18 protein-coding genes and 1 pseudogene are annotated in these 24,894 nt (G+C 67.5%); all 19 read right to left on the bottom strand.

Going from position 1 to position 24,894, the window contains the following annotated elements:
* Positions 1-16: 16 nt before the first annotated feature.
* Positions 17-871, bottom strand: coding sequence for a hypothetical protein (locus tag RBA40_RS11900; RefSeq protein ID WP_306648078.1), 855 nt, complete (start codon positions 869-871; stop codon positions 17-19).
* A 147-nt stretch (positions 872-1,018) separates the two neighbouring features.
* Positions 1,019-1,795: pseudogene (gene otnI, locus RBA40_RS11895) on the bottom strand (2-oxo-tetronate isomerase).
* A gap of 146 nt (positions 1,796-1,941) precedes the next feature.
* Positions 1,942-2,994 carry a hypothetical protein gene (locus tag RBA40_RS11890; RefSeq protein WP_306648077.1) on the bottom strand — a complete coding sequence of 351 codons (1,053 nt, stop codon included), beginning with the start codon at positions 2,992-2,994 and terminating at the stop codon, positions 1,942-1,944.
* Between the two features lie 330 nt (positions 2,995-3,324).
* A complete protein-coding gene (locus RBA40_RS11885; RefSeq protein ID WP_306648076.1) occupies positions 3,325-3,516 on the bottom strand; it encodes a hypothetical protein in 192 nt (63 codons plus the stop codon).
* Positions 3,517-3,619: 103 nt separating this feature from the next.
* A complete protein-coding gene (gene hyi / locus RBA40_RS11880) occupies positions 3,620-4,396 on the bottom strand; it encodes a hydroxypyruvate isomerase (RefSeq protein WP_306648075.1) in 777 nt (258 codons plus the stop codon).
* A 57-nt stretch (positions 4,397-4,453) separates the two neighbouring features.
* Positions 4,454-5,347, bottom strand: a complete 894-nt coding sequence (gene rfbA, locus RBA40_RS11875) for a glucose-1-phosphate thymidylyltransferase RfbA (protein ID WP_229413694.1) — start codon at positions 5,345-5,347, stop codon at positions 4,454-4,456.
* Positions 5,344-6,399, bottom strand: coding sequence for a dTDP-glucose 4,6-dehydratase (rfbB, locus tag RBA40_RS11870; protein ID WP_306648074.1), 1,056 nt, complete (start codon positions 6,397-6,399; stop codon positions 5,344-5,346). The genes rfbA and rfbB overlap by 4 nt, the downstream gene beginning before the upstream one ends.
* Before the next feature lie 70 nt (positions 6,400-6,469).
* Positions 6,470-7,213, bottom strand: coding sequence for a class I SAM-dependent methyltransferase (locus RBA40_RS11865; RefSeq protein ID WP_306648073.1), 744 nt, complete (start codon positions 7,211-7,213; stop codon positions 6,470-6,472).
* Positions 7,207-8,904, bottom strand: a complete 1,698-nt coding sequence (locus RBA40_RS11860; RefSeq protein WP_306648072.1) for a GSCFA domain-containing protein — start codon at positions 8,902-8,904, stop codon at positions 7,207-7,209. The genes RBA40_RS11865 and RBA40_RS11860 overlap by 7 nt, the downstream gene beginning before the upstream one ends.
* On the bottom strand, positions 8,901-9,605 hold the full coding sequence (locus RBA40_RS11855; RefSeq protein WP_306648071.1) for a hypothetical protein: 705 nt from the start codon (positions 9,603-9,605) through the stop codon (positions 8,901-8,903). The genes RBA40_RS11860 and RBA40_RS11855 overlap by 4 nt, the downstream gene beginning before the upstream one ends.
* Complete coding sequence (locus tag RBA40_RS11850) at positions 9,602-11,635, bottom strand: class I SAM-dependent methyltransferase (protein WP_306648070.1); 2,034 nt, start codon at positions 11,633-11,635, stop codon at positions 9,602-9,604. The genes RBA40_RS11855 and RBA40_RS11850 overlap by 4 nt, the downstream gene beginning before the upstream one ends.
* Complete coding sequence (locus RBA40_RS11845; protein ID WP_306648069.1) at positions 11,623-13,020, bottom strand: polysaccharide deacetylase family protein; 1,398 nt, start codon at positions 13,018-13,020, stop codon at positions 11,623-11,625. The genes RBA40_RS11850 and RBA40_RS11845 overlap by 13 nt, the downstream gene beginning before the upstream one ends.
* Entirely contained in the window at positions 13,017-14,492 is a 1,476-nt protein-coding gene (locus RBA40_RS11840; protein WP_306648068.1) for a class I SAM-dependent methyltransferase, read from the bottom strand. Before RBA40_RS11840 ends, RBA40_RS11845 begins: the two co-directional genes overlap by 4 nt.
* The gene (locus tag RBA40_RS11835) at positions 14,489-18,940 is read right to left on the bottom strand and encodes a glycosyltransferase family protein (protein WP_306648067.1); all 4,452 of its coding nucleotides are present in this window, start codon (positions 18,938-18,940) and stop codon (positions 14,489-14,491) included. Before RBA40_RS11835 ends, RBA40_RS11840 begins: the two co-directional genes overlap by 4 nt.
* A 33-nt stretch (positions 18,941-18,973) precedes the next feature.
* Positions 18,974-20,176, bottom strand: a complete 1,203-nt coding sequence (locus RBA40_RS11830) for a glycosyltransferase (RefSeq protein ID WP_306648066.1) — start codon at positions 20,174-20,176, stop codon at positions 18,974-18,976.
* Positions 20,173-20,751 carry a class I SAM-dependent methyltransferase gene (locus tag RBA40_RS11825; RefSeq protein ID WP_374710486.1) on the bottom strand — a complete coding sequence of 193 codons (579 nt, stop codon included), beginning with the start codon at positions 20,749-20,751 and terminating at the stop codon, positions 20,173-20,175. The genes RBA40_RS11830 and RBA40_RS11825 overlap by 4 nt, the downstream gene beginning before the upstream one ends.
* A 71-nt stretch (positions 20,752-20,822) precedes the next feature.
* Complete coding sequence (locus tag RBA40_RS11820) at positions 20,823-22,820, bottom strand: glycosyltransferase family 2 protein (protein WP_306648064.1); 1,998 nt, start codon at positions 22,818-22,820, stop codon at positions 20,823-20,825.
* Positions 22,817-23,860 carry a DUF4214 domain-containing protein gene (locus RBA40_RS11815; protein WP_306648063.1) on the bottom strand — a complete coding sequence of 348 codons (1,044 nt, stop codon included), beginning with the start codon at positions 23,858-23,860 and terminating at the stop codon, positions 22,817-22,819. Before RBA40_RS11815 ends, RBA40_RS11820 begins: the two co-directional genes overlap by 4 nt.
* Before the next feature lie 63 nt (positions 23,861-23,923).
* Positions 23,924-24,832 (bottom strand): hypothetical protein, encoded by a 909-nt coding sequence (locus RBA40_RS11810; protein WP_306648062.1) that lies wholly within the window; start codon positions 24,830-24,832, stop codon positions 23,924-23,926.
* Between the last annotated feature and the right edge of the window lie 62 nt (positions 24,833-24,894).

Genomic DNA, 24,894 nt, shown 5'->3' with positions numbered 1-24,894 from the left:
CACACCTCGGGTCGGTTTAGTCGGCTGCCAGGCCGGCACGGATCATGCGCAGGTCGCGCACGTAAGCGGTCAGCATCTGGCGCATCTCGGACGAGGACATCGTGGCGAGGTTCTCGCGCAGTTTCTGGTGCCCCTGCGCGACCTTGGTCAAGCCCTGGCGCGCCAGCTCGAAGCGCTTGTCGATCATGCGGTACTCGCTGGTCTTGCCCTGCACATGGGCGCGCGCCAGGGTGTACAGCAGGCGGTCCTGGGGCCGGTCGGCCAGCGGCAGGGCTACCTCGAAAAAGCCGAGCACGGTTTTCTTTTCGTTCTCGTTGGCCGCCGCGTACACATCGGTCAGGGTGATCATCGCTTCGAGCAGCACGCGTACGTCGGCGTCGCCTTCGCGCACCATGGTCTCGACGCTTTCTTTCTGATAGTGCGAGGTGACCGCGCGCGTCAGCAGGCGCGCCAGGCCCGTGTAGGCGCTCACCTGTTTCTGGCCGAGGGTGGTTTCAGCCAGCCCGGTCAGGCCCGCGCCCATGGTGTCGATCTGGGGCGTGAAATCGTAGCGGCCCTCGCCGGCCAGCGCGCTCAGGGTCTGCATGTACAGCACCACGGCTTTCTGGATCGTCACGAAATCGTTGTAGGCGGCGTGCCGCTTGGCATCGTTTTCCCTGGCGACTTTCTCGGCCGCGGCCGGCAGGTAGGGCTGCTCGCGCAGATAGGTGTCGCGGTAGCGCGTGGACAGTTCAGCGTAGCCACCCAGGCGGGCCGAGGCGTTGGCGAATTCGCGCACCTCTTCCAGATTGACCTGGTTGCTGACGCAGCCGCCCAGCAACAGGCTGGCGGCGAGGAGGGCGGACGTGCTCAAGGTGCGAAGCGGGTTCATAAATCCTTTCAGGCGCGCACGGAAGGGCTTGCCAGAAGTTCCCATTCTTGCGCCGATGATTTGAATGCAGTTTGCTGTAAGTCAAACTTCGCTGATGTTTCTACTCGCGAAATATGCCGTCGATCAAGTTGTCTATTTTGCCATGGATTAACGTAATGCGCTACGCCAATTCAGACCGGCGATGGTGTCGCCGCGCGGATGATACTCGCAGCCGACCCAGCCGTCGTACCCGAGTTCGTCCAGCAGGGCGAACAGGTAGCGGTAATTGATTTCGCCCGTGCCCGGTTCGTGGCGGCCGGGGTTGTCGGCCACCTGCATGTGGCGGATCAGGGGCAGGTGGGCGCGGATGGTATTGGCCAGCTCGCCTTCCATGCGCCGCATGTGATAGATGTCGTACTGCATGAACAGATTTGGTGCGCCGCATTCGGCGATCACGGCGGCGGCCTGGGCCGTGCCGGTGAGGAAGTAGCCGGGCATGTCGACCGTGTTGATCGGTTCGATCAAGAGATCGATGCCGTGCGCGGCCAGGCGGGCGGCGGCGAAGCGCAGGTTGGCGACGTAGGTGTGGTGCGCGAGGGCGGGCGCGACCCCGGGCGGCAGCTTGCCAGCCAGGCAGTGCAGGCGGCCCACGCCGAGGGCGACGGCATCATCGAGAGCCAGCGCCACGCTGTCCTGGAGCTCGGTGATGCGGTGCGGATCGCACGCCATGCCACGCTCGCCCGCGCTCCAGTCGCCCGCGGGCAGGTTGTGCAGCACCAATTGCAAGTCATGGCGCGCCAGCCGCTCGGCGATCTGCTCCGCCTCGAACGTTTAAGGGATCAGGAATTCGACGCCGTCGAAGCTATTGCCGCGGGCCGCGGCGAAGCGGTCGAGGAAGCTCACTTCAGTGAACATCAGGCTGAGGTTGGCGCAGAATCTGGGCATCGGTCTGGATGGGCGGGTTGGCAAGCCGATATCGTATACAAGATTGTGGCGCCCGCAGGCGCACCCGCAGGAAGTTGCGAACGGCCAGGCCCTGGTGTGGCTTGGCCGTCCGCGCCCGCGTATCGTGCTGCCGGGCCTGAGCGAGCTTAAAGGCCGAGGAAGCGCCAGGTGCCGCTACCTGAGTCACGGTTATTGCTGCCGCTTGTAGAGGCGCACTGCAGGTTATCGTTGCACGCGTAACCGCGGGTATCGAGGTAAGTCGGAAAGGAGCCGGTTGAGTAGGACATCAACGATACGGGCTGGCCGACCCAGACATAGTTGCGCGCGCCCATGACAGCCCATCTGGTGGTGCTATTGCCTGGGTCCTTTACCTTCGAGGTGGACAGGCAAAAGGCATTGAGCTCGCAGCCTTTGTTGCGTGTTTCAAGATAGGTGCCTGAGGGCAGATTTGAATTGATATACTGATTTTGCAAGAAAATGACATCATTGGGCATGACCGGCGTGCCGGCGGCAGGATTGCCGATGCCGCTAATCGCCCAGCTGCCGGTGTTTTCATTGGAACGCTCAGGCCAGGAAGAGGTGGAGACGCATAATATGTCGCCGCAGCCCGCGCCACGTACATCAAGGTAGCCGCCAGACCAGTTCTGGTAGTTGTTTTGCAGGTGGTAGGTTGACCCATACTGCAGTTTTTGACGGTTTTGGCTGGCCGCTGTAGCTCCCGAGCACCAGATCTCTTCCAGAGGGGAGGCCGGCGTGCCTCTGGTGACACACAGATTGGCGTCATCTCTGAGCCTCAAAAAGTAGGTTCCCTCCGATCCCGAGTTGGTCCTGCACCACGCGTTGTTGCCGTTAGCGTTAACGGTGCACAGGTTGCCATCGGTTTTCATCGCGGTTCGATAGACCGCTTCGCCCGCCGAGCTCGATCGGCTGCACCACACGCCCGAGTTATCAAAATCGCGATAGACGCACAAGTTGCCGTCGGTTTGCGTGATCAAAAAATATTCGCCGCTGGGCGAAGTCATTACTTCCTGTTGACTCATTTCCTTGGGGGAGCTGATCGTCGAACCCAAGTTGATCCAGTAAGGTGCGGCGCTTGCGGGCCGCATGCCTGCCAGCGAAAACAGCAATCCGATCAACAATAGCAGGCTCCACCTGAGGGCGGAGGTTGGCAGTGCCGGCGTAGCGTCATTCATGTCCATGTCTTGCTCCAGATAAGGGAATTCAATGGGTGAACTGTAGACAAACGTTGATGTCAATTGACGAGCAAACCGGCCTGGCCAGGCAAGTGGTGTTTCCCCAAACGGTTACTTCAACATCGGCTTCGGAGACCGGGAAGCGTAGCGGAAGGATGTAACAAAATTGCCTTTGAATAGTGAAGGCGGCTGCGCAATGTCCCAGTGATATTTCGCAACCGCAGTGCATGCTAATACGAGAAAACAATTCAAAAATATTATCTTTAATATTGTTGTATCTTTACACTTTTAAACCAAGGTGGCCGTATTCCACCAACGGCGCCTGCTCGACCGATGTCATCGGCCATCGGCGGGCGTGGCCGGTCCCCCGTCCGCGATGCTGCGCATCGACGTCAACGGCCACGCCAGCAGCGCGGTCGCGGCAAGGAACAGTCCGGTCCCACCGAACAGCTGCGCCAGCGTCAGGTGCTGCAGCAGCCAGCCCGTCTGCGCCGCAGACAGCGGGGTCACGCCCATGAAGATGAACATGACTTGCGCCGATGCTTTGAATGCAGTTTGCTATAAGTCAAACTTCGCTGATATTTTCACCCGCGAAATATGCCTTCGATCAAGTTGTCTATTTAGCTATGGATTAGCGTAATGCGCTACGCCAATGAAGGCCGGCGATGGTATCGCCGCGCGGATGATACTCGCAGCCGACCCAGCCGTCGTAACCGAGTTCATCGAGCAGGGCGAACAGATAGCGGTAATTGATTTCGCCCGTGCCCGGTTCGTGGCGGCCGGGGTTGTCGGCCACCTGCAGGTGGCGGATCAGCGGCAGGTAGGCGCGGATGGTATTGGCCAGTTCGCCTTCCATGCGCTGCATGTGATAGATGTCGTACTGCATGAACAGATTCGGCGCGCCGCATTCGGCGATCACGGCGGCGGCCTGGGCGCTGCCGGTGAGGAAGTAGCCGGGGAAATCGTAGCTGTTGATCGGCTCGATCAACAGGTCGATGCCATGCCTGGCCATTTCGGCGGCGGCGAAGCGCAGGTTGGCGACGTAGGTCGCGTGCGCGCGTTCGGGCGCAACGCCGGACGGCAGCTTGCCGGCCAGGCAGTGCAGGCGGCCCACGCCGAGGGCGACGGCGTAGTCGAGGGCCAGCGCCACGCTGTCCTGGAATTGGGTGATGCGCTGCGGATCGCACGCCATGCCACGCTCGCCCGCGTTCCAGTCGCCTGCGGGCAGGTTGTGCAGCACCAGTTGCAGGTCATGGCGCGCCAGGCGTTCGGCGATCTGGTCCGCTTCATACGCGTAGGGGAAGAGGAATTCGACACCGTCGAAGCCATTGGCGCGGGCGGCGGCGAAGCGGTCGAGGAAGCTCACTTCGGTAAACATCAGGCTGAGATTGGCGCAGAATTTTGGCATTGCGGGACTGGCGAGTTAGCAAGGCCTTATGCTAACCCGCTTTGCCCGGCTGCGCCCTCAGAATACCTGTTCATGCAAGACGTGCAACAAATAGCGGCCGTAGGCATTGTCCTTGATCGGCCGGGCCAGCGCCGCGAGCGCATCGGCATCGATATATCCCTTGCGATAAGCCACTTCTTCCGGCACGGCGACCTTCAGGCCCTGGCGTTTTTCGATGGTGGCGATGAATTGCGAGGCTTCCAGCAAGGATTCATGGGTACCCGTGTCGAGCCATGCCATGCCGCGCCCCATCACTTCCACGCGCAACTGGCCCGCCGCCAGGTAGGCGCGGTTGACGTCGGTGATTTCCAGCTCGCCGCGCGCCGATGGCGTGATCGCGGCGGCAATGTCGCACACCTGGTTGTCGTAAAAATACAGGCCGGTGACGGCGTAATGCGATTTCGGCCGCGCTGGCTTTTCCTCGATCGACAGCGCGTTCTGGTCCGGGCCGAATTCGACCACGCCATAGCGTTCCGGGTCGAGCACGTGATACGCGAACACGGTGGCGCCGTCGCCGTGGGCATGCGCCTTGCCCAGTTTGGCATCGAGTTCGTGGCCATAGTAGATATTGTCGCCCAGGATCAGCGCCGACGGGTGTTGCCCGACAAACGCGCGCCCGATGAGGAAGGCTTGCGCCAGGCCGTCCGGCGACGGCTGCACCGCGTAGCGCAGATTGATGCCCCATTTACTGCCATCGCCCAGCAAGTCGTGAAAACGCGGCGTGTCCTGCGGGGTCGAGATCAACAGGATATCGCGGATCCCCGCCAGCATCAGGGTGGTGAGCGGATAATAGATCATCGGCTTGTCGTACACCGGCAGCAGCTGCTTGGAGGTGCTGGTGGTGACCGGATACAGGCGCGAGCCAGAGCCGCCCGCCAGGATGATTCCCTTGCGCGCCAGCGCGGCCATCATGCGCCACCGCCGCTGGGCCAGCGGGCGTCGCGGTAGGCGCCCGAGGCGATCTCGTCGGCCCAGGCGCCCTGCGCCAGATACCAGTGCACGGTGCGCGCGATGCCGCTGGCGAAATGCTCGGCCGGCGTCCAGCCCAGTTCGCGCCGCAGCTTGCCGGCGTCGACCGCGTAGCGGCGGTCGTGGCCGGCGCGGTCGGCCACATGGGTGATCTGCTGGCGATAACTGGCGCGCGCCGGCGCCGCCGCGTCGAGCAAGTCGCACAGGGTGCGCACCACGTCGATATTGGTCATTTCGTTTTCTCCTCCCACGTTATACACCTCTCCAGGATGGCCTGCCGCCAGTATGCAGCGCAGCGCCGCGCAATGGTCGCCCACGTACAGCCAGTCGCGCACCTGCATGCCGTCGCCGTACACCGGCAGCGCGCGCCCGGCCAGCGCCGTGGCGATCATCAGCGGGATGAGCTTTTCGGGAAATTGGTACGGGCCGTAATTGTTCGAGCAATTGCTGGTCAGGGTCGGCAAGCCATAGGTGTGAAAGCTGGCCCGCACCAGATGGTCGGAAGCGGCCTTTGAGGCGGCATACGGGCTGTTCGGCGCATATGCCGAACGCTCGGTGAATGCCGGTTCGTGCGCGCCTAGCGAGCCATACACTTCATCGGTAGACACATGCAGGAAGCGGAAATCGGCGCGCTCAGGCTCCGGCAGGCACTGCCAGTAGGCGCGCGCCGCTTCCAGCAGCGCGAAGGTGCCGCCGATATTGGTGGCGATGAACTGGCCCGGCGCCGCGATCGAGCGGTCGACATGGCTTTCGGCGGCAAAATGGACCAGCGCGCGCGGGCGGTGCCGGGCCAGCAAGGCCGCCACCAGGGACTGGTCGCCGATATCGCCGCGCACGAACAGGTGGCGCGCATCGCCCCTGAGCGCGGCCAGGTTGTTCAGATTGCCCGCATACGTGAGCTGGTCGAGATTGACGATGCCCTCGTCGCTGTGCGCCAGCCAGTCGAGAATGAAATTCGATCCGATAAATCCGGCACCACCGGTCACTAGAATCATGGCGTGTCCGTTGCGCTTGGAAATGGCATCACGATGTGATGGGTAAGCCGCCCGTAAGGCAGGCCGCTTGTCACAGATGCTCCAGGAAGCACAGCTCGCAGCCGATCGAGGTGATCGACAGATCGGTCGGCGAGACTTGCTGGCGTGCCTGGATCTGCGCCATCAGCGGCGCCAGCTTGGGCAAATACGGATCGCTGCGCACATGAAATTGCAGCACCAGGGCGCCCACATCGCGCAGCGCCTGCAGGAAATCGACCGCGGTCATGCGGTTCAGGTTATTCATGTAGGCGTGCCAGCGCTCGGGGAACTGTTCCTTGATGGCCTGGGGCGTCATCCACAAATGCTCCCAGTTGTATTTGCCCAGATGCCCGCCGATCGCCGAGAACCACAGTCCGTCGGCATAGATGGCGATCCGCCCGCCCGGGCGCAGCAGGGCGCGCATGGCGTTGAGCACGCCCTTGAGGTCCGATACATGTTCGAACACGCCGTTCGAGACGATCAGGTCGTAGCGGCCCGGATGGTCGAGCGCCAGGTCATGCACATTGCACTCATGGATGGCGTATGGGAACTCGGCGTACCCCTCGTCGGCCATGACGGCGTTCAGCGCTTCCTGCCGGGGAGTGCCGAGATCGATGCCCAGCGCCGAGCGCGCCTGGCGCCGCGCGCACCACAGGATTTCGTTGCCCAGGCCGCAGCCGAATACCAGCACGTCCTTGCCGGCCGGGTCGCCCAGCGGCAGCAGGGCCTGGTCCAGGCCCTTGGTCCGCCGCAGGATGTAGTCTTTGGTGGTGGCCAGTTGTTCCGCTGTCAGCATGGCGGTGGCGCTTTCGGGGACGTGGCGGCGGCAAACAGGTGTACCGGCAGCACCGCACCGGTGCCGGGATCGGCGACTTCGTGCATGGTCACGCCGAGTTTTTTCGGCTCGCAGCGAAAGTGCTGGGCCAGGTCGCGCCCGTACCAGCGGCGCGCGCTGCCGGCTGGGCCCACATGCAGGCTGGTCCACGGGCGCACGCGCGGATCGATGAAGCACACCAGCAGCAGGCCGGTGGGCGAGAGCAGGCGCCGCAGCTGGTCGAAGCCGGCCCGGTCGTCATCGAGGTATTCCAGCACGTGCACCAGCACGACCAGGTCGTAGCTGGCGTCGGCATAGTCGGCCAGGGCCGCCGGCAGCACCCCGGGCGCGCTCGCCTGCGCCACATCGCAGTGGCGGAACCAGCGCGCCTCGGCGCCCCGTTCCGCCCCCACCAGCAGGGCGCGGCGCCCGGCCAGCTGCTCGCGGCCCAGTTCCAGCAGTACCTGCGCGGCGACCCGCTGCCGCTCCAGCGAACCGCAGGCCAGGCAGTGCGGGCCAAGCTGGTCTTTGCCGAGCCGCCCGCCCGGCCCCGGCCCGAATGCCTCGCCGCCGCACAGATTGCACAGCGGCGCGAGCAAGGGCGCCGCGGGCGCCAGCTTGAGCGCATCTTCGTCGCAATTGACCGCCACCAGCTGCGCCATCTGTTCCAGGTCGCCGCCCGCGCCCGCCACGTCCGGCGCCACGGCGGTGCCGGTGCTGCCGACGAAATGGCGCAAAAACACCCGCATGACATGGCTCACGCCGGCTTCAGTCACGCTGCGCAGATCGTCCGCGACATAGGCGCCGCGCGCATGCGCACCGGTGATCAGTTCGTACGACGGCATGTAGGCGACCTGCTCGCGCCGTGCCACGATGTCGGCGCACGCGACGCGCAAGACCGATTTCGACCAGGTGTTGGCAGTTAACACGTGCTCGTCCGCGGCGGCGCCGGCCGCCAGCGGCACCGGCGACACCGACAGGATCAGGCGCGCGCCGGGATTGACGGCGCGCAGCAGGTCGATCAAGGCCAGCATATCGTCGCTCACCTCGGCCACGCTGAAATTGTGGAGCCGGTGGCGCCGCGCATCGAAGCTGCCTCCCGCCACGCCGGGGCAGAGCGGGAACACGGCGCCGTCGTCCAGCGCTTCCCATGCCTGGGTAAGGCCGAGGGTGAAAATGAGCACGTCGAGCTGCGCGAAGGCGCTGCGCACGGCGGCAAAATGCTGGCGCTGGTCGGCCTCGAATTCCTCGCGCGTGGCGAAACCGTCGGGCTGGATGCGCGGGCGGAACGGATCGATGCAGCGCGCGCCTTGCTCCCACAGCCGCTCGGCGGGCTGGAACTGTCCATAGGCGCGCTGGAATAGTTGCAATAATTGACGCGCGGTATAGATATTGCCGTAGCGCGCGCTGTAGATGCCGTAGCCATAGCTGGCCGCCTCGCTTTCGTGCAGCCAGTCGTGGGCCGGTTCGGTTTGCAGGACCGACAGGCCGGCGGCGCGCAGGTGGCGTCCGATGTGTTGCGCGAAACAGCTGCCGGCGGTGACGATGCGCTCGCCCGGCGCGATCATGAACGGCGCCGTCACCAGCGCATCGACCTTCTCGCACGCTACGCCGGCCACGGCGCGTTGCCAGAAGCAGTGTTCGGGCAGGGCTTGGTAGGGCGTGTTTTTCATGGGCAGGGCGCGCCTTCGCGCAGGCTGAGGATTTGATCGAGAAGCAGGGCGCCATAGGCTGCGTTCGCATGGGTGGGGTCCTGGCGCAGGTAAGGCGCGGCCAGGCAGCCATCGGCGTCCTGGGTACCCGCCGGGCGCGCGACGAAATCGATCCCCAGCGCGGCGCAATGGTCGCGCAGGATGGCCGAATGCAGGAGCCAGAACTTGTGGCGAAAGGCGGCCGGCGCCACGCCGCGTTCGCGCACCCGCTCGGCGAATCCGCACGGATGCTGCGCGATATAGTCCCCCGCCACCGGCGGCGGCGATTCGATGTGCAGCTGGCGGCGGCCCTTGAACACGGCGCTCAGCTGGCCCAGATAGTCGAGGTCCTGCTTCAGGTGGCGCCTCAGGAGCAGGCGCACCAGGTCCACCGGCAGCAGGCGCGCCGCCGGGTTCATCGGCAGGCCGGTGTGTTCGGGAAGATAGAAATCGAAGGGTTCGGGCGGATTGAGCATGCCCAGGGCGATATGGCACTTGCCACCCGTCATGAACACCAGCGTGTCGGCCGGACCCGCCGCCAGGGCCGCGAACTCGGCCGGATCGCGGCTCTGGTAGGCGCCCCCGGCTTCGGCGAAGGGCATGAAGTCGCAGGCTTGCTGCGCCTGCGGCACGGCGCGCAGGGCATTCATGTGGCTGTGGCCGATCACGAGGATGTGTTTCATGCGCAGGCCTGGCTGGCATCGCGCTGATGCGGCGGCGCGCCGGCCAGCGCCGCCAGCAGCGCACTGACCAGGGGCGGCTGCGCGGCCATCACCACCAGCACTTGCCAGCCCGGCCCGAGCTGGTTCAGGATGGTCGCCGGCAGGGCCGGATAAAACTGCGGATCGGCGCTGGTGGCGAGCTGGAACAGGCCGTCGGCGCCGGCGTCGTGGAAGCGCACGTTGCGCCAGTCCTGGCCCGCGTGCGCGGCCGCGTCCCAGGTCCACATCAGCGCATCGGCCGGACTGCGCAGCTCGATGGCCTCGATCCGCACCGCACCGACGGCGTCGGCCATGTCGAAGCGCAGGCGTTCGACCGGCCCCGCGCCGGGCGGCAAGGTGAAGTGCAGCGCCTGCACGCTGCCGTCGGCGGGCAGGGCCAGGGTGAGCGCGTCGGCCTCGGTGAAATCGGCACCCGGCTTGCGCCAGAACAATTGGCATTCCAGGCTGGCCGGCGGCGCCGGCCTGGGCTGGAAGCGCAGCGGCGCCGGCGCTGGCGGCTGGGCGAACAGGGTGGCGATATCGCCGTGCTCGCTTCGTTCCAGGAATTGCTGGTAACTGATCAAGCCGTTGTAGGCTTGGCGCCGGGCTGCGAACTGGGCATAGGTGATATCGGCCCCGATCGGATAATCGAGCACCAGGTCCTTGTTCCACACCAGCCCGACGCCGTAATCCTCGGACACGGTTAAGGTGCTGGCGCGGTTGTGCTGGCGCAGCAGGGCGAAGGCCTTGTAGGTTTCGCCGACCCAGGCGCCGGGGCGGCGCTTGGGCACGGTCAGTTCCTCACGTTCCGGATTGCAGTCGTGCACGACCAGCACGCCGCCGGGATTGAGCAGCGCCGGCAGCGCGCGCAGCGCCAGGTCGACATCGGGCCGTTCGTGGGTCGGATCGAGGAAGATGATGTCGAAGCGCTGGCCGGCATGGCGCTCCAGCAGCGCCGCCAGCGGCAGCAGCTGGCCCAGGTCGACCCCGGCCGTGGTCTGCAGCAGGCGGCGCGCGCGCGCCGCGTCGAGGTGCAGGTTTTCCGGCTGGTAAGCGATGCTCTTGCTGTCGCATACGATGTCGCCGTAAAAGCTGCTGCCATCGAACTTGTTGTATTCCAAAAAGGATGTGAAGCCGAACTGGCGTATCAGGCGGTTGATGATGTCGGCCTTGGACAGGCGCACCACGGCGTCGCTCTGGTACGGCTCCGGCGCGGGCAGGGCCAGCGGCGCCAGCCCGAAGTGGCGGCGCCGCTCGTGCACCAGGCGCTCGAAGTACATCCAGCTGTGCTCGGGCGTGATGTGCGGGTCCGGGGCGAGCGCCCAGTCGTCGGGGTAGCCCAGGGTGGCCATCATGGGCGCCAGGAGCGGGCGCAACAGTGCCACGTCGGCGGCGCTGAACCAGTGGCGCCAGTCGCCCGCGCCCTTGGTGCGCGCCACCCGCTGGTATTGCGGGTCGACCTTGGCGCCGGCCTGCACGGCTAGCCCCAGGTAGGCCGCCAGGCCGTCCAGGCGGCCCGCCACCAGGTCTTCGTAGCGCAGGATATGCCAGCCGGGGCCGGCGCCGGCGGCGAACGCGGCCAGGGCCTCGATCTGGGCGCAGGACGAGGCCAGGAAATCCGAGGGCTTGCCCATGGGGGGAAATTGCTGCAGCGACACCGAGGCCGGCGTCTGCTGCTTGCGCTGCAAGAGCATGCTGAACACGCGCAGGCACGCTTCGTCGCCCAGCATGGCCGGGTTGTTGGCCACCATGTACAGCAGCCGGCTGACGAGGTTGTCGCGCGGATCGCGCACCAGCAGGATGCGCTTGTCGAAACCGGCGCCGAATGCGCTGATGGCGGCGCCGCTCTCGTGCTCGAAGAGCAGCTTGACGGCCGCGTGTTCGGGCAATACTTGCAATTCACGGATACGGTCTTCCATGTGCACGACGGGGTTGCCGCCCATCGCTTGCGCCACCGTGTACAGCAGCGCCGTGGTGCCGCTCTTGGCCGTGCCGACGATCAGGCAGCGCATGGCGCTCCTTCGCCCGCCGGCATGGCGGCGAACACGGTGCGCGGGTCGAGCCAGCGCACGCAGGAATAGTCGGCCGTCAGCGCCAGCAATTGCTCCACGAAGCGCCAGCTGCCGTCGGCCATCACGCGGTGGTGGGTGAGGATGCCGAGCGGGTCGCCCAGCCGGCCGGCGCGGCTCGATTGCAGGATCGATACCAGCCGTTCGACCAGCATCTCGGGGTCGCGCACGCCGGCGCCGGCGCTCCAGTCGACGATGTCGAGATGGGCGTCGACCCGCACCAGGCCGTCGAGCGGGGCCCCGCGCGGCTGGAAAAGATACTGCGACAAGCCGTGCAGGCCGAGCGCCGGCAGGCGCGCCGCCAGCGCCGGCGCCAGGGTGTTCCAGGGCGGCACCATGACCGGCAGGAAGCGCGCGCCGAAGAGGGCGCGCAGGCGCTCGGCTCCCTGCCTCAGGTCGGCCTCGGCCGCTTGCGGATCGCGCCCGGGGCCGAATTCGCTGCTGGGCTGGCCGGGCGCTTCATGGTTCACATGGGCCCAGCCGTGCTGGCAATAGACCAGGGTCGGCATGGCGTCGGCCGTCGCCTGCGTCAGCGCGGCATCGGCCTCGGCCGGGATGACCGCCATCAGCACCGGCGCCTGGTGGCGCTGCGACAGCGCGGCCAGGCGGCGCAGCGCGGCGCTGTCCTCGATCAGGTCGTCGTCGCGCCACCAGAAGGCACATTCGGCGCCGCTGGCTTGCCAGTAGCCGAGTTCTGCGCGCAGCGGCGCGAAGCGGTCCGGCACCGGCCCGGCCGCCATCGGCGCCGCCCCGGGCCAGGCCGCCAAGTGCTGGCGCCAGCGTTCGGCGTCGGCCGCCTCGCGCAGCAGCAGCCACGCCGGCAGGCGCGCGGCGCCGCCGGGGTCGGCGCCATCGATGGCGATCACCGAGCAGGGCAAGCCCTGGGTGGCCAGCAGCGTCGTCATCGACTGCAACAAGTCTTGCGCGCTGCCGCTGGCGTCGCGGGCGGCGCCGCTCACATACAGCACCCCGCGCGCCGTCAAGCGCCGCAGCGCAGCGCCGATGGCCTCGCCCTGCGGATCGAGCTCGACGGCCATGAAGTCGGCCGTGGCCTCGCCCGCCGGCGCCGGCGCGCCGAACCAGGCCGGGTCGACCCCGTGCCGGCCCGGTTCCAGCGCGTGCCTGCGCCATGCCAGCAAGCCGGCCGGCAGCGCCTGGAACACCCGGCGCATCACGCGCCGGGCCGGCGTGCTGGCGCAGGCGGGGCAAGCCAGCGCCGCCACGTCCGTGCCGTCGCCGCCCGGCGCGGGCATGGCGCTGCCGCACAGATTGCACTGCGCGCCGAGCTGGCCGAGCTGGCCAAGCACCGGGGTGGCGTCGCGGTTCATGGCAGGATCTGCTCCAGGATGATCAGCGCCGGATCCCAGGCCAGCAGGAAGCCGCGCAGCAGCGCCACGTCGGGCGGATGGTTGACGAACAGCCAGGCCACGTCGCGCACGCCGGTGGCCGGATCGGTTCCTTGCACCGCCAGCATGCCCATGCCCTTGGCGGCGCAGCCGAAGCGCTGGTACACGTCGCGTCCGTAGCGGTGCCGGTTGCCGTACTGGTCGATGTCGGCTTCGAAGTCTTCGCTCAGCGCGCGCGCCTGGGCGCCGCCGAAGCCGATATGCAGCAGGCCGCGCGGGGCCAGCACGCGCTGCAGCTCGTCGAACGCGGCCAGGTCGTCCGGAATGCATTCGAGCACGTGACTGAGCGTGATGAAGTCGTAGCTGTCGTCGGGCCGCGCGATGGCCTGGATGTCCAGGCTGCCGGCACCGCCATACACCGACACCTCGTAGCTGCGGTACCAGGCCGGATGCTGCGCCGGGTCGGGGCTGAACTGCAGGCCGCGGCGCCAGTCGAGATAGCCGATCGGCATGCCCAGGAAGATCTGGCGCACCATGCGATGGCGTTCCAGCGCCCCGCAGCGCGTGCAGCAAGGGGCGGCGCCGCTGCTGGCCATGCGCCCGGACGGGCCGGGAACGAAGCTCTCGTTGCCGCAGATATTGCAGCAGGGCGGCGCCGGCGGTGGCGCCGCTGGCGTCGGCGCCACCGCCACCGCCACCGTCACCGGCGCGGCGCGCTTGCGCAGCATAAAGCGGTCCTGGAACTCGCCCAGGGCCGGGTCGCCCAGCCAGCTGCCGCCCTTGTGCGCCTCCAGGTCCCAGCCTTCCTGCGCGAACAGGGTGCGCAGGAAGGCTTCCCGGTAGGCGATCACATGCAGCGGTTCGGCCGGATTGTGGATGAAGGCGTGCTCGGACACTTGCTCGCTCAGGCGGTAGCGCATGTGCGGGCTTTGCGTGGCCAGCGTGAAGTCGTCCGGCAGCGAGAAAAAGGTGGCGATCCAGAGGCCGTTTTCGCGCACCAGCGGACCAATGCGGCGCAGGTAGGTGCGCACGTCATCCTCATCCATGTGGGTGAACACGGAAAACGCGGTCACGCAATCGAAGCTGTTGTCGGCATAGGGCAGCGCGACATTGGCCAGCGGCAGGCCGCCCGGATTGTAGCGGGCATTGTGGACGTTGGCAAAGTCGAAGCCGAAGCGCGCGCCATCCTCGGGCGCGGCGAAATGTTCCTTGAGCCACTCGATATGCTCGCGCAGGATATCGAGGCCGCGGTAGCTGCCGCCAAAGCCGGCGCGGCGCAGCCCGTACGCCAGGCGGCCGTAGCCGCAGCCGATGTCGAGCAGATCGACATTGCGCCGGCCCACCTGTTCCAGCACGGTGGCGCTCAACTTTTCGGCCACCGGCATGAAGCTGGCGTCGCTCTCGCCCATGAAGCGCAAGCGGGGCGGTGGGATCTGGGAAAGGACTGCGCTCATGCATGGACTCCGGTGGATGGTTGGACCGCCGCGGCGGCGCGTGCTGGCACGCCGGGCGCCTGTGGCGACAGGCGCGCGAGCACCTGCAGGATGGTGTCGACCCGGTGCTGGAACGTATGGTGGGCCACGATCAGCTCGCGCAAGCGCTCGCCCGCCCGGTCCGGCCCGGGTTCGGCTTGGCGCAGGCTGGCCACTGCGCCGGCCAGGTTTTCAGGCGTGCTGTAGTAATGTAGCGCATCGCCGAACAGGGCGCGGCACGCTTGCATCTCGTCGGTGACGATGGTGGCGCCGCAGGCGCCGGCATCGAACAGGCGGTTCGACAGGAAGCCCTGGCTGCGCATGTCGCTCCAGTGGTCGTTGAGCACCACCCTGGCGGCCGAATAGTAATGGCGCAGGTGCGCGTTGGCGACATAGGTCTGGGGCACCTGGTGCGGCGGCAGGATGCCTTCCCACATGCCGCCATACACCTTGAAGTCGACCCCGCCGGCCAGCGCGTACTGCACCACTTCACGCAACTGCCCGCGCGAATTGCCGACGAAAATTACTTCCGGCACCTCCAGTTCGGCATCGCGCTCCGGGTAGAACAGGTCCGGATCGGTGCATTGCAGCAGCGGGCTGACCTGGTCGCCCATGCGCTCGCCCAGCCAGGCCGCGAAGCTGTCCGAGGCCACGAACACGTGGTGATACTGCTGCAGCTCGGTCACCGTCACCTCGTCCGGATGGCTGATCAGCCAGGCCAGGTTGATCGTGGTCGGCTGCGGCTGGTACTGGGACAGGCCGCGCAGCACGATCACCACGTCGTCGGACGCGCACAGGCCGCCGTACCAGTCGGGCAGGATATCGATGCGCGCCACGTGGCCGCGCCGTTCCAGGGCGCGCTTGATGCCGAGCGCGAAATGGTAGTCGCCCCATTGTTCGCGCTCCTTCATGGACGGCACCCCGATCTTGATGGCAAAGCGCAGCGACTGCTCAAGCAAGCCGCGCAGGCGCTGGCGGAAGGTGGCGGCGCGCTGGTCGTAGGTATGCTTCTCGAGCACTTCGCGCTGCAGCCTGGCGGCCAGCGCTTCGCGCTCGTCGTCGTGGTGCAGGAAGTGGCGCAGCAAGGCTTGCAATTGCTGGTCGGTCTCGAAACTGGGCAGCAGGTCCGCAAACAGTTCGGCCGCGCCGCCGCTGCAATTGGTCAGCACCAGCTTGCCGCTGGCGATGGCGTCGAACACGCGCGAATTGAGCGAATTCCATTCGCGCGTGACCGGGTGCGAATCGTCGAGCACGATCTTGGCCGAGTTGTAGATCTGCGGCAGGGCGGCGTAGGGCACGGCGCCGCGCCAGTTCGCTTTCCAGTCGGGCCGGTCTTGCCAGCCGTGGCCGTAGATGGCGAAGCGGTAGGGCTCGCGCGCCAGGTCCTGCAAGCCGATCGCTTCGCGCTCGGCGCCCCAATAGCTGCCGGTGAAGGTGACGTCGCTGGCGTGCTCCGCGGCGCAGGGCATGGGCCGAAAGCGCGCCGCGTTGGCGGCGATCGGCAGCAGGGTGGCGTCGATGCCGGTGGCGGCCTTGATGTGCTCGATCGCCTTGTGCGAGGAGGCGAAGATCAGCTGGTACGCCTGCAACTGCGGCGCGTCGAGCCATTGGTCGACCCGGTTGCGCACCCAGGCCACCGTCACCAGGCCGGGATTGGCTTCGCTGATCCTGTCGATGGCGTAATCGTGGCGCATGGCGACGACCACGTCGGTGCCGGGCAGCTGGTGCACCTGGTTGTTGACGAACATCACCTCCCAGCCGTACAGGCGCTGCAGGGCTTCGCCGAATTCGAGCGCGGTGAAAAAGTCGCCTGCCGCGGTGCCGATGTCGGTGGCGGTGACGGCGATGGTCACGCGCAGCGGCGCCGGCCTCCACATGCTGTCGCCCTCGACCAGCGCGCGCAGGATGGTGCGCGTCAGGTCGCGCCCGTAGCGCTCGATATACAGCCTGCGGTTGTTGGCGTGCACCTTGGCCGAGTACACTTTCTGCTCGCTGCCGGCCAGGATCTTGGCGTCGCGCGTGGCGCTGCGGTTGTGCAGCGCCACCGCGGCGGTATCGCACAGAATCGTCTTGCCGAGCTTGAGGCGCAGCGCCAGGCACAGGTCCACGTCTTCCATGCCGTACACATAACCTTCGTGGAAACCGCCGACGGCGCGGAAATCCTCGCTGCGGCACATCAGCAGTGCGCCGGTGGCCACCGGCAGGTCGTAGCAGCCGGCCAGGTCGGCGTGCGGCTGCTCGCCCACTTCCATCGGTGCGTAGTAGCGCCCGCCCTTGCCGGGCAGGTTGTCGGTCTTGAACTGCACGCCCTGGTGATGGGTGATGAAGCGCCACGCGTCGGCGCCGTTGACCAGCGGTTCGAGCAGTTTCAGGCCGACCGCGCCGACCCGCTCGTCGTCGAGGTGGGCGCGCATGGGCGCCAGGCAGTCATGCAGCATGACCAGGTCGTTGTTGGCGAACACCAGGTAAGATCCGCGCGCCTGCGCCGCAGCATGGTTGTTGGATGCCGAAAACGAAAAATTCACGCCGCGCGCCAGCACCCGCAAGGGCAGGCGCGCGGCGTATTCGGCCGCCACCTGCAAGCTGGCGTCGGTCGAGCCATGGTCGACCAGCAGCAGTTCGTAGGAATGCAGCCAGTCGATGCGCAGCATCGAGTCGAGGTAGTCGCGCAGGATGGTGGCGCCGTTCCAGTTCAGCACAATGATGGAAATGAGCGGCGTGGCCGATTCGGCGGCGACGGCCGGGACGCGCGGGCGCCCGCCTTGCCACAGCCGGGGCGGCACGCTGTGGGTGTAGTGGCCGTCCGGCAGGGGCCGGATCTGGCGTGCGCCATGGTCGACCAGGGGGAACAGCAGGGTGTCGTCGTTCTGCTTGATCTCGAGATTGCCTTCGACGATCACGGCGCGGATGCGGCGCTTGCTGCCATTCATCAGGCGCGTGGGGAACTTGAGCAGGAACACATGATGGCCGTGGCGGTTGTCGGCGCGCAGGCGGGCGTTGAAGCGGTTGGCTTGTACCACGTCCAGCAATTGGTCGTCGACATGGATCGCCACGTGCACCGGCAGCGCGGGGTTCTTGCGGTCCCAGGCCCAGCCCATGATGGCGCCGGTGGTGAGCTGCTCGACATAGCCCTGGTAGCGCTCGGCGGGCGCGATCTCGGCCAGTTGCTGTTCGTTGAGCAACAGCGGCACGTCGTGTTCGATGCGGAAATTGAGCGGCATGCCGTTCACGCGCACCGTGATCTGGCGCGCCTGGCGGTCGTACAGCGCGGCCGGGAACAGCAGCTCGAAGCCATGCCGGCCTTCGCTCTTGAACAGCTTGTTGACATCGCTGCGCGCCATCTGGGTCGTGGTCTGGGCCAGCAATTGCTCGCCCTGGTACAGGCCGACCGTCAGGACCGCGCCGCTGTCGGTGGTGTCGAGCGCCCAGCCGCAGATGCCGTTGGTGTCGATCAGGTCGACCCGGCCGATCACGCTGTTGCACCAGGCCAGCGAGAGCGCGCCGCCCTGGGCGCACAGGCGGTAGCGCGTGCCTTGCAGGTTGATGGCGAGCTCGTGGGGGGCGCCATCGTAGACGCTGAACGGCATCTCGAACTTGAAGCTGAAGGCGCCGTCGACCAGGGTCGCGGCGTCGACCGGCATCTGGCCCAGGCTGCGGGCGCCGTCGTCGACCCGCAGTTCGGCCGCGCCGCCGGGCAAGCGCTGCGGATCGATCCAGCCGTACAGGATGCCGTTGCGGATGTGCCAGCTGCCGCCCTGGTAGGCCTGGAACAGGCTTTGCGCCGGCGCCAGGGTCAGTTCGGCATCGAGTTCGGGGGCGCGCACCAGCAGCCGGTGCGGCTGGCCGTCGAACAGGGCGTCCGGCACCGCCAGCACGAAGGCGTGGGTGGGCGCGCCGGCCGTGCTGGTGGCCACCAGCACGCCGTCGGCATGCAGTTCGACCGTCACGGCGCGCGCCGGATCGGCGCCGCGCAGCACCCCTGCGATGCCGCAGGACTCGACCCGTTCGATGACGATGGCGCCCGCGTAGCGCATGGCGCGCGCCAAGTGCGCGCCATGCGCCGGCGCGCGCTCGAGCCGGACCGGGGTTTCGAAGACCCAGGCTTCGAGCGTGTCCAGCGCCAGCTGCGGCAGGTGGCGCGGCAGCGGCCAGTGAAAGCCGATGCAGCGCGGGTCGATGCCCTCGGCAACCAGGTCGTCGCGCCACACGCCGCAGGTGGTAAAGCCGACCGGCCTGCCGCCGGCGCGAAACTCGAGCGCCAGCTGCTCTTGCGGGCAATGGAGGTCCACGCACCAGCCGCTCACGCCGGAGGCGTCGACGCGCTCGATGCGCCCGCGAATCAGGCGCCGGGGTGTCCCGTCCTGTGCCTCGTGCGCGGCGTCGAGCGCGGCGTCGGCGTGGCCCTCAGGGGCATTGTCATGCAGGTCCATGCGTTCTCCAGGTGCGGTAAGAAAAACGGGGTTTCATGTCGCCAGCGCCGTGGCCAGCCACTGGCGCTGGCGCGCCAGGCAGTTCTCCAGCACCAGTTCCGGCAAGGGCGGCGGCGCCTCGCGCGCCTGCGCGCCGCCCGCGCAGCGCAGGGCGATGGCATCGGCCCAGGCGGCGGCATCGAAAAACGGTACGCAGCTCACGCCCAGGGCGGCGGCGAATTCGAGCACCGGCGCGGTGGCCGAGGCCAGCACCGGCACGCCGCTCAGGGCCGCCTCCAGGAACGACCAGGACAGCACGAAGGGCGCGCTCCAGTAGGCGTGCACGCGGCTGATGCTGAGCAGGTCGAGGTATTGGCTCGGCGTCAGATGGCCGGCGAAATGCACGCGCGACAGGTCGAGCCGCGCGCCGACCTCGGCCAGCATGTGCTCTTTCCAGCTGCGCCCGCCCGGAGCGGGATAGCCGTAACCGACCTCGTCCCCGCCGACCACGATCGCGTGCGCGTGCGGACGGCGGCGCAGCACGTCCGGCAGCGCGCGCATGAACACATCGAAGCCGCGCATCGGTTCCAGGTTGCGCGCCACGAAGCTGATCACTTCATCGCCCGGCGCGAAGGTGGCGGCCAGGCCCGGCAATGCCAGGCGCGCCTGCGGGTTGAAGCGCAGCCGCTCGCTGTCGATGCCGTCATGGATGACGGTGATCTTGTCGCGCGCCCAGGCCGGATAGGTGTCGCGCTGCCAGCGGGTGGGCGCGATGGCAGCGTCGGCCAGTTCCATGCTCAGCAGATTGGTGCTGTTGCGCAGGCGCAGGCGCCAGCGTTCGGGCATGCTGAGCGGGGGCAGCCCGGGATCGAAGCCGACATCCTGGCCTTCGAGCGCGTAATAGTACTCGCAATACATCAGCAGTTTGGCGTGCGGGAACACATCCTTGATGAACAGCGCTTCGCCCCAGCCCGGATGGGCCAGCACGATCTCGGGCGTGAAGCCGTCGCGCTGCAGCTGCATGGCGGCGGCGGCGCAGGCTTCGGCGTGGCGCACCTGGCTTTCCTGTTCGGCCAGCAGCGGATGGATCTCGGGCATGGCCGGGCGCAGCAACTGGTAGGGGCGCAGCGCGACCCCGTGCGGCGCCGCGCGCGCGTTGCGGCACAGCGCCACCACCTGATGCCCGCGCTGCGCCAAATCGCCCGCCAGGTGCAGGAACTGGGCTGGAAAATTCTGATGGATGAACAGGATCTTCATTGCATCACCCACGCCAGCTCGTCCCACACGGCGGCGCCGGTGGCGGGCATGCTGGCCACGGCCCACAGGTCCCAGTGCCGGCCTTCGTGCACGCGCACTTCGTGAAAGCCCGCCGCCAGCAGGCTGCGCCCCAGGGTCGTGGCGGTAAAGCCGCTGCGGTGCGCCATGTGCCGGTGGCCGGCGGCCAGCGCGGCCTGGTGGCCGAACAGCATGTCCAACGGCCTGATCGGACCGGCGGGCGACTGGTACAGCGGCGCGTCGAGCTGGTCGGCGGCAATGTGCAGGGCGATGGCGCGCAGGTCGGGCAGGGTGATCAGGGCGTAGCCGTCGGCGCGCAGCACGCGGTGGAATTCGGCCAGGGCGCGCGGCACCGCGAAGGCATCGAGGTGCTCCAGGTTGTGCGAGGAGAAAATGGCATCGATGCTGGCGTCGGCCACCATGTGCAGGTCGCTGATGCTGGCCACGATGTCCGGTTCGACGGCGGGGTCGATATCGAGCCGTATTTCGCGCCATGCGGGGCCGCACAGGCAAGCCGGCAAGTCGCGGTTGCCGCGCGCGCCACAGCCGACGTGCAGCAGCTGGCGCGGGCGCGCGGCGGCGCGCTCGTCGGACAGGCGGCGCGCTACGCCGGCCTCGCCCGGCTGCGCTATGATCGCGCCCCCGTGCTGCCCGGGTTGGCAAAATGAAGAGGCGCCAGGGCCGGGCGCGGGGCCACGTGGGCCCTGGCCAGCAAGGCCGAAAACCAGCTGACGGCATCGAAGCCGGGGTCCAGGCGCACCGTGTCGATGGCGACGCGGGCCTGCGCCGGGTCGGCCGCGAGCAGCACGATGCAGCCGCTCAGGGCGATCAGGTCGCTGTCGCTGAGCAAGCCAGCCCCGCTGGCGGGCGCGACCACGTCGACCACGCCGGTGCGCCACAGCGTTTCGCTGACCTCGCCGATCACCAGCAGGCGCAGGGCCAGGTCGGTGCGCGCGGCGACCAGGCGCGCCAGCGCCAGCACGGCGGCCGCCAGCGCTCCCGCGGCGCAATGGGCGAGGACCGCGATGCGGGTGCACGAGGACGCCAGCGGCACCGGCAGCGGCGCGGGCGGCGCATCGAGGGCGGGCGCCGCGGGCGGCAGCGACGCGGCCAGGCAGGCGCGCGCGGCGGCCAGCGGATCGTCTTGCAGGAAGCGCTGGTAGGCGCTGTAGTAGTGCGGATAGCGCGCCATCAGCACGGCGCGGTTCTGGCGTACCCGCAGGTGTTTTTCGTCGCCGAACGAGACCCCGCCGGCGTGGGCCACATACACGCCGGTGGCGATCCGGTGGCGGTAGCCGGCGGCGGCCGCGCGCAGGCACCAGTCGACTTCCTCGCCATAGCCGCGCTCGATGGCGTTGCCGTCGAGCCCGCCGATGGCGGCGAGCACCTTGGCGCGCATCAGCATGGCGAAGCCGCAGCAGGCCGGCACGTCCACGTCGACGCAGGCGCCGCCGCGGTGCAGGGCACTGGCCTGTCCGTCGAGGCGGGCCAGGCCGGCCGCGTCCGGTGCCGGGGCGGCCCTGGCGATGCTGGGAAAACTGCTGATTTCGCCATTGTTCGACCACGGGGCCACGGCCGCGATATCGTCGGCCCGGTAGAGGGCGGCGCGCAGGCGGTCCAGCCAGTCGCCGTGGACCAGGGTGTCGGCATTGAGCAGGAGCACGTCGTGGCCCGGCAACTGGCGCAGGCCGCGGTTGACGCTTTCGACGAAGCCCAGGTTGTAGCGGTTGCGCAGCAGGCCGATCCGGCCGGCGCCGTGTTCGGCGTCAAGCCAGGCCGCCAGCGCCGGCTCGGGACTGGCGTCATCGATCACCAGCACGCCGGCGACCCCGTGGTTGGCGGGCAGGCTGGCCAGGACGCTGGCGATGCAGGCCTGCACTTGCGCCAGGCCGCGGTGGACCGGGATGAGGACGCTCAACGGCGCGGGCGTGGCGCTGGACTGCGCGGCGGACAAGGCGCGCGGGACGGCAAAGACCAGGGGCGAGCCGGGCAGGGCGGCGGTGGCGCCGGCCAAGGCCAGCGACCAGACCCCGTCCGGATGCGGCGGCACGAAGGAAAAGCGCGCCCCGGCCGCGCCGGGCGGCAGGCGCACGTCATGGTTTTCCTGGGTGAGTTCGTCGCGCAGGCACAGCTGGACCGACGCGCCCGCGTGGGCCTCGAACAGCATGCCTTCGATGGCGGCACCGGCGCGCCAGCAAGCCCCGGCCGGCAGGCAGGCGGCTTCGCGCAAGCTGGGCAGCAAGCCGGCGTGGCTGGCGGCGCGGCAGCGGGCCGGCAACAGCGCCGGCGCCAGTGCGGCGATGCGGGCGCGCTCGCCGTGGGCGAGCCAATCGCTGATCAGCAGATCCTGGAGCCGTGCATCTTGCGGATCGCGGCGCCAGGCGTGGCACCACGCCGCACTACTGAAGGCGCAACGGGACGCTTGCAGGATGGTGGCGCGCAGCAGCGCCGGAATGGCGGCCTCCGCATGGCGGCGGCACGCCGCTTCGGCTGCCAGCAGGGCGTCGGCCGGCCAGCCTTCCTCGAGAGCGTCGACCGCCTGCGCGAGCAGGAAATCCTCGCGCAGGCGCGACGCGCTCCAGGCTGGCGCAGCCGGCGTGCCCTGGACGGCAGCGGTCGCGTTCAAACAATATTATGAACGATGGTCACCGAACCGACCACGACCGGCTCGATATAGTTGCCGGTGCCATCGAGGCTGTTACCGGCCACGGAAATGAAGCCGGCCAGCACCGAGGCGCGCGAGACGCCGCTGTCGAGCACATTGTTCCAGTAGGCCAGGCCCTCGGCATCGGGCGCGCGGTTGAAGGTGTGCAGGTACAGGCCGTCGAGGAATTGCTGATCGGTGAGCTGCGGCTTGGCCTTGTACTCGCTCGAATCGAGGAAGCTTTGCGCGATGCTTTCCAGGGACACGCCGGAGCGCACCGCATCCATCCAGAATTCGAGGCCCTTGGCGTCGGGCGAGCGGTTCAGCGCGGCCGAGTACAGGGTACTGACGCTGGCTTCCTTGGCGTCGCTGGCCAATACCAGCGCCTGGCTGCCGTCGAGCTGGACGAACTGGGCCTTGCTGATGTCAGTGGTCTTGAGCGTGGCGAGGTTGGTGACGATGGCATGGCCATCCTTGACCGTGACCTTGTAGTCGGACGCATTGCCCTTCAGTTGCACGATCGCATTGCCGGAATTGCCGCCGACGATGGTGCTGTTGCCCAGACCGGCGACGATGGTATCGTAGCTGGTGCCGATGCTCGACACGACGCTGTTGCCGCTGCCCAGGGTCAGCTGGGTGTTGCGGTCATCGGCGATGACGAACTTGTCGGTGCCGTTGGTGCCGACCACGATGCGTTCGGGAACCGTGTAGGGCAGGTCGGTCGGACGCGCATCTTCGAAGCGCACATTGACCCCGCCCTTGCCCTGGAAAATCGTGACCGGCGCGCTGTCGCCGCCGACAATGGTGGTCTGGGCGGTGTCGGAAGTGGCCACCAGCAGCACCTCGCTGTTCGCGGTAACGGGAAGCTTGCCGCCCGCATTGGGTGTCACCGTATCGAAGGACACCAATTTGTCGGTCGAGGCCGTCAATGCCAGGATGCGATCAATCGTTCCCTGGGTAAATAGCGTCGAATTCAGACTCATCAGGGTCGTGGTAGTCGCACTGCTTGATAGTTGATACATCGATTATTCTCCTCTGGTCGTTAAGACGTGCCGCCGCGATCGTAAGTGGATACGAGACGTGGTTCATGAAGCAAGCTCTTCAGCTCTGTCAGCCGATTGGACCCGCTCGGCTTGCGCGGCTGTTGCCTTGAATACTTTGGTGGTGGCCGATTCCAGCCATGGGTTGGGTTCGCTGGCGGCGGCCTGGCCGGGGTGCGCGTGCAGGGTGATCGCGGTCAGATGTTCGAGCCCCGAGGGGCCGCTGAGCGGCACGGCCGAGTGCACCGGCGCCTGGTAGCCACCGCTGAAGTACGCCGTTCCTTCCAGGCGCCACTGGCTGGCGGCCGGTCCGATCAGGGCGAAGCTCACTTCGATGATGCGTCTGGCCTCGTTGCGGGTGCCGCAGAATTTGCCGCTCTTGACCATTGGCAGCACGCCGCCGCCTTCAACCGCGATGCTGTACGCGAGGTCGACGCCGTGCGGACGGTCGGGCCACATGACCTGGAAGCCTTCCAGCCGCAGCAGGCTGTCCGGGTCGCCGAGCACGGCGCCGGGGGCGGCCATGACGTCGCCGTCGCGCTCGATGTGACCGATGAGGGTCATGCCCTGGGGGCTGATGGCCATCGGCGCGGCGTGCGCGTCCGCTGGGGTGGACAGGGCTGCGCCGGCGGCTGCGCGCATGGAGGGCGGCACCGACCCACGCTCGAGCGCGATCTGGTCGACACGCAGAGCCGGAACGGGGGCGTTTTTGTTTTCCAGAAAGGCGCTGACCAGTAAGGTGACCGGCGCTTCGCTGATGTGCAGCACGATGCAGTCGGCGCCGTCGCGCAGCACGCTGCCGTGGGTGCCCGCTGTGCTGAGTAATTCCATCTTCCCCTGCGTGGCGCCGTCGCCGGGGGCGCGCGCGATGCTCAGCGCGGCCTTGTTTCCGGTCGGATGGCGCAGGATATACATGCCAGGCTGGAGTGTGACGGTGGAGCCGGTAATTTCCATTGAGCAGGTACCAGACACAAAAATAATAATACGGTTAAATTTCGTGTCTGAAAACTATAACG

This window comes from Massilia pseudoviolaceinigra (assembly GCF_030846505.1).
GTDB lineage: Bacteria > Pseudomonadota > Gammaproteobacteria > Burkholderiales > Burkholderiaceae_D > Telluria_A > Telluria_A violaceinigra.
The sequence above is the reverse complement of the archived record's forward strand: the minus strand, read 5'-3'. Positions and strand labels throughout refer to the sequence as shown.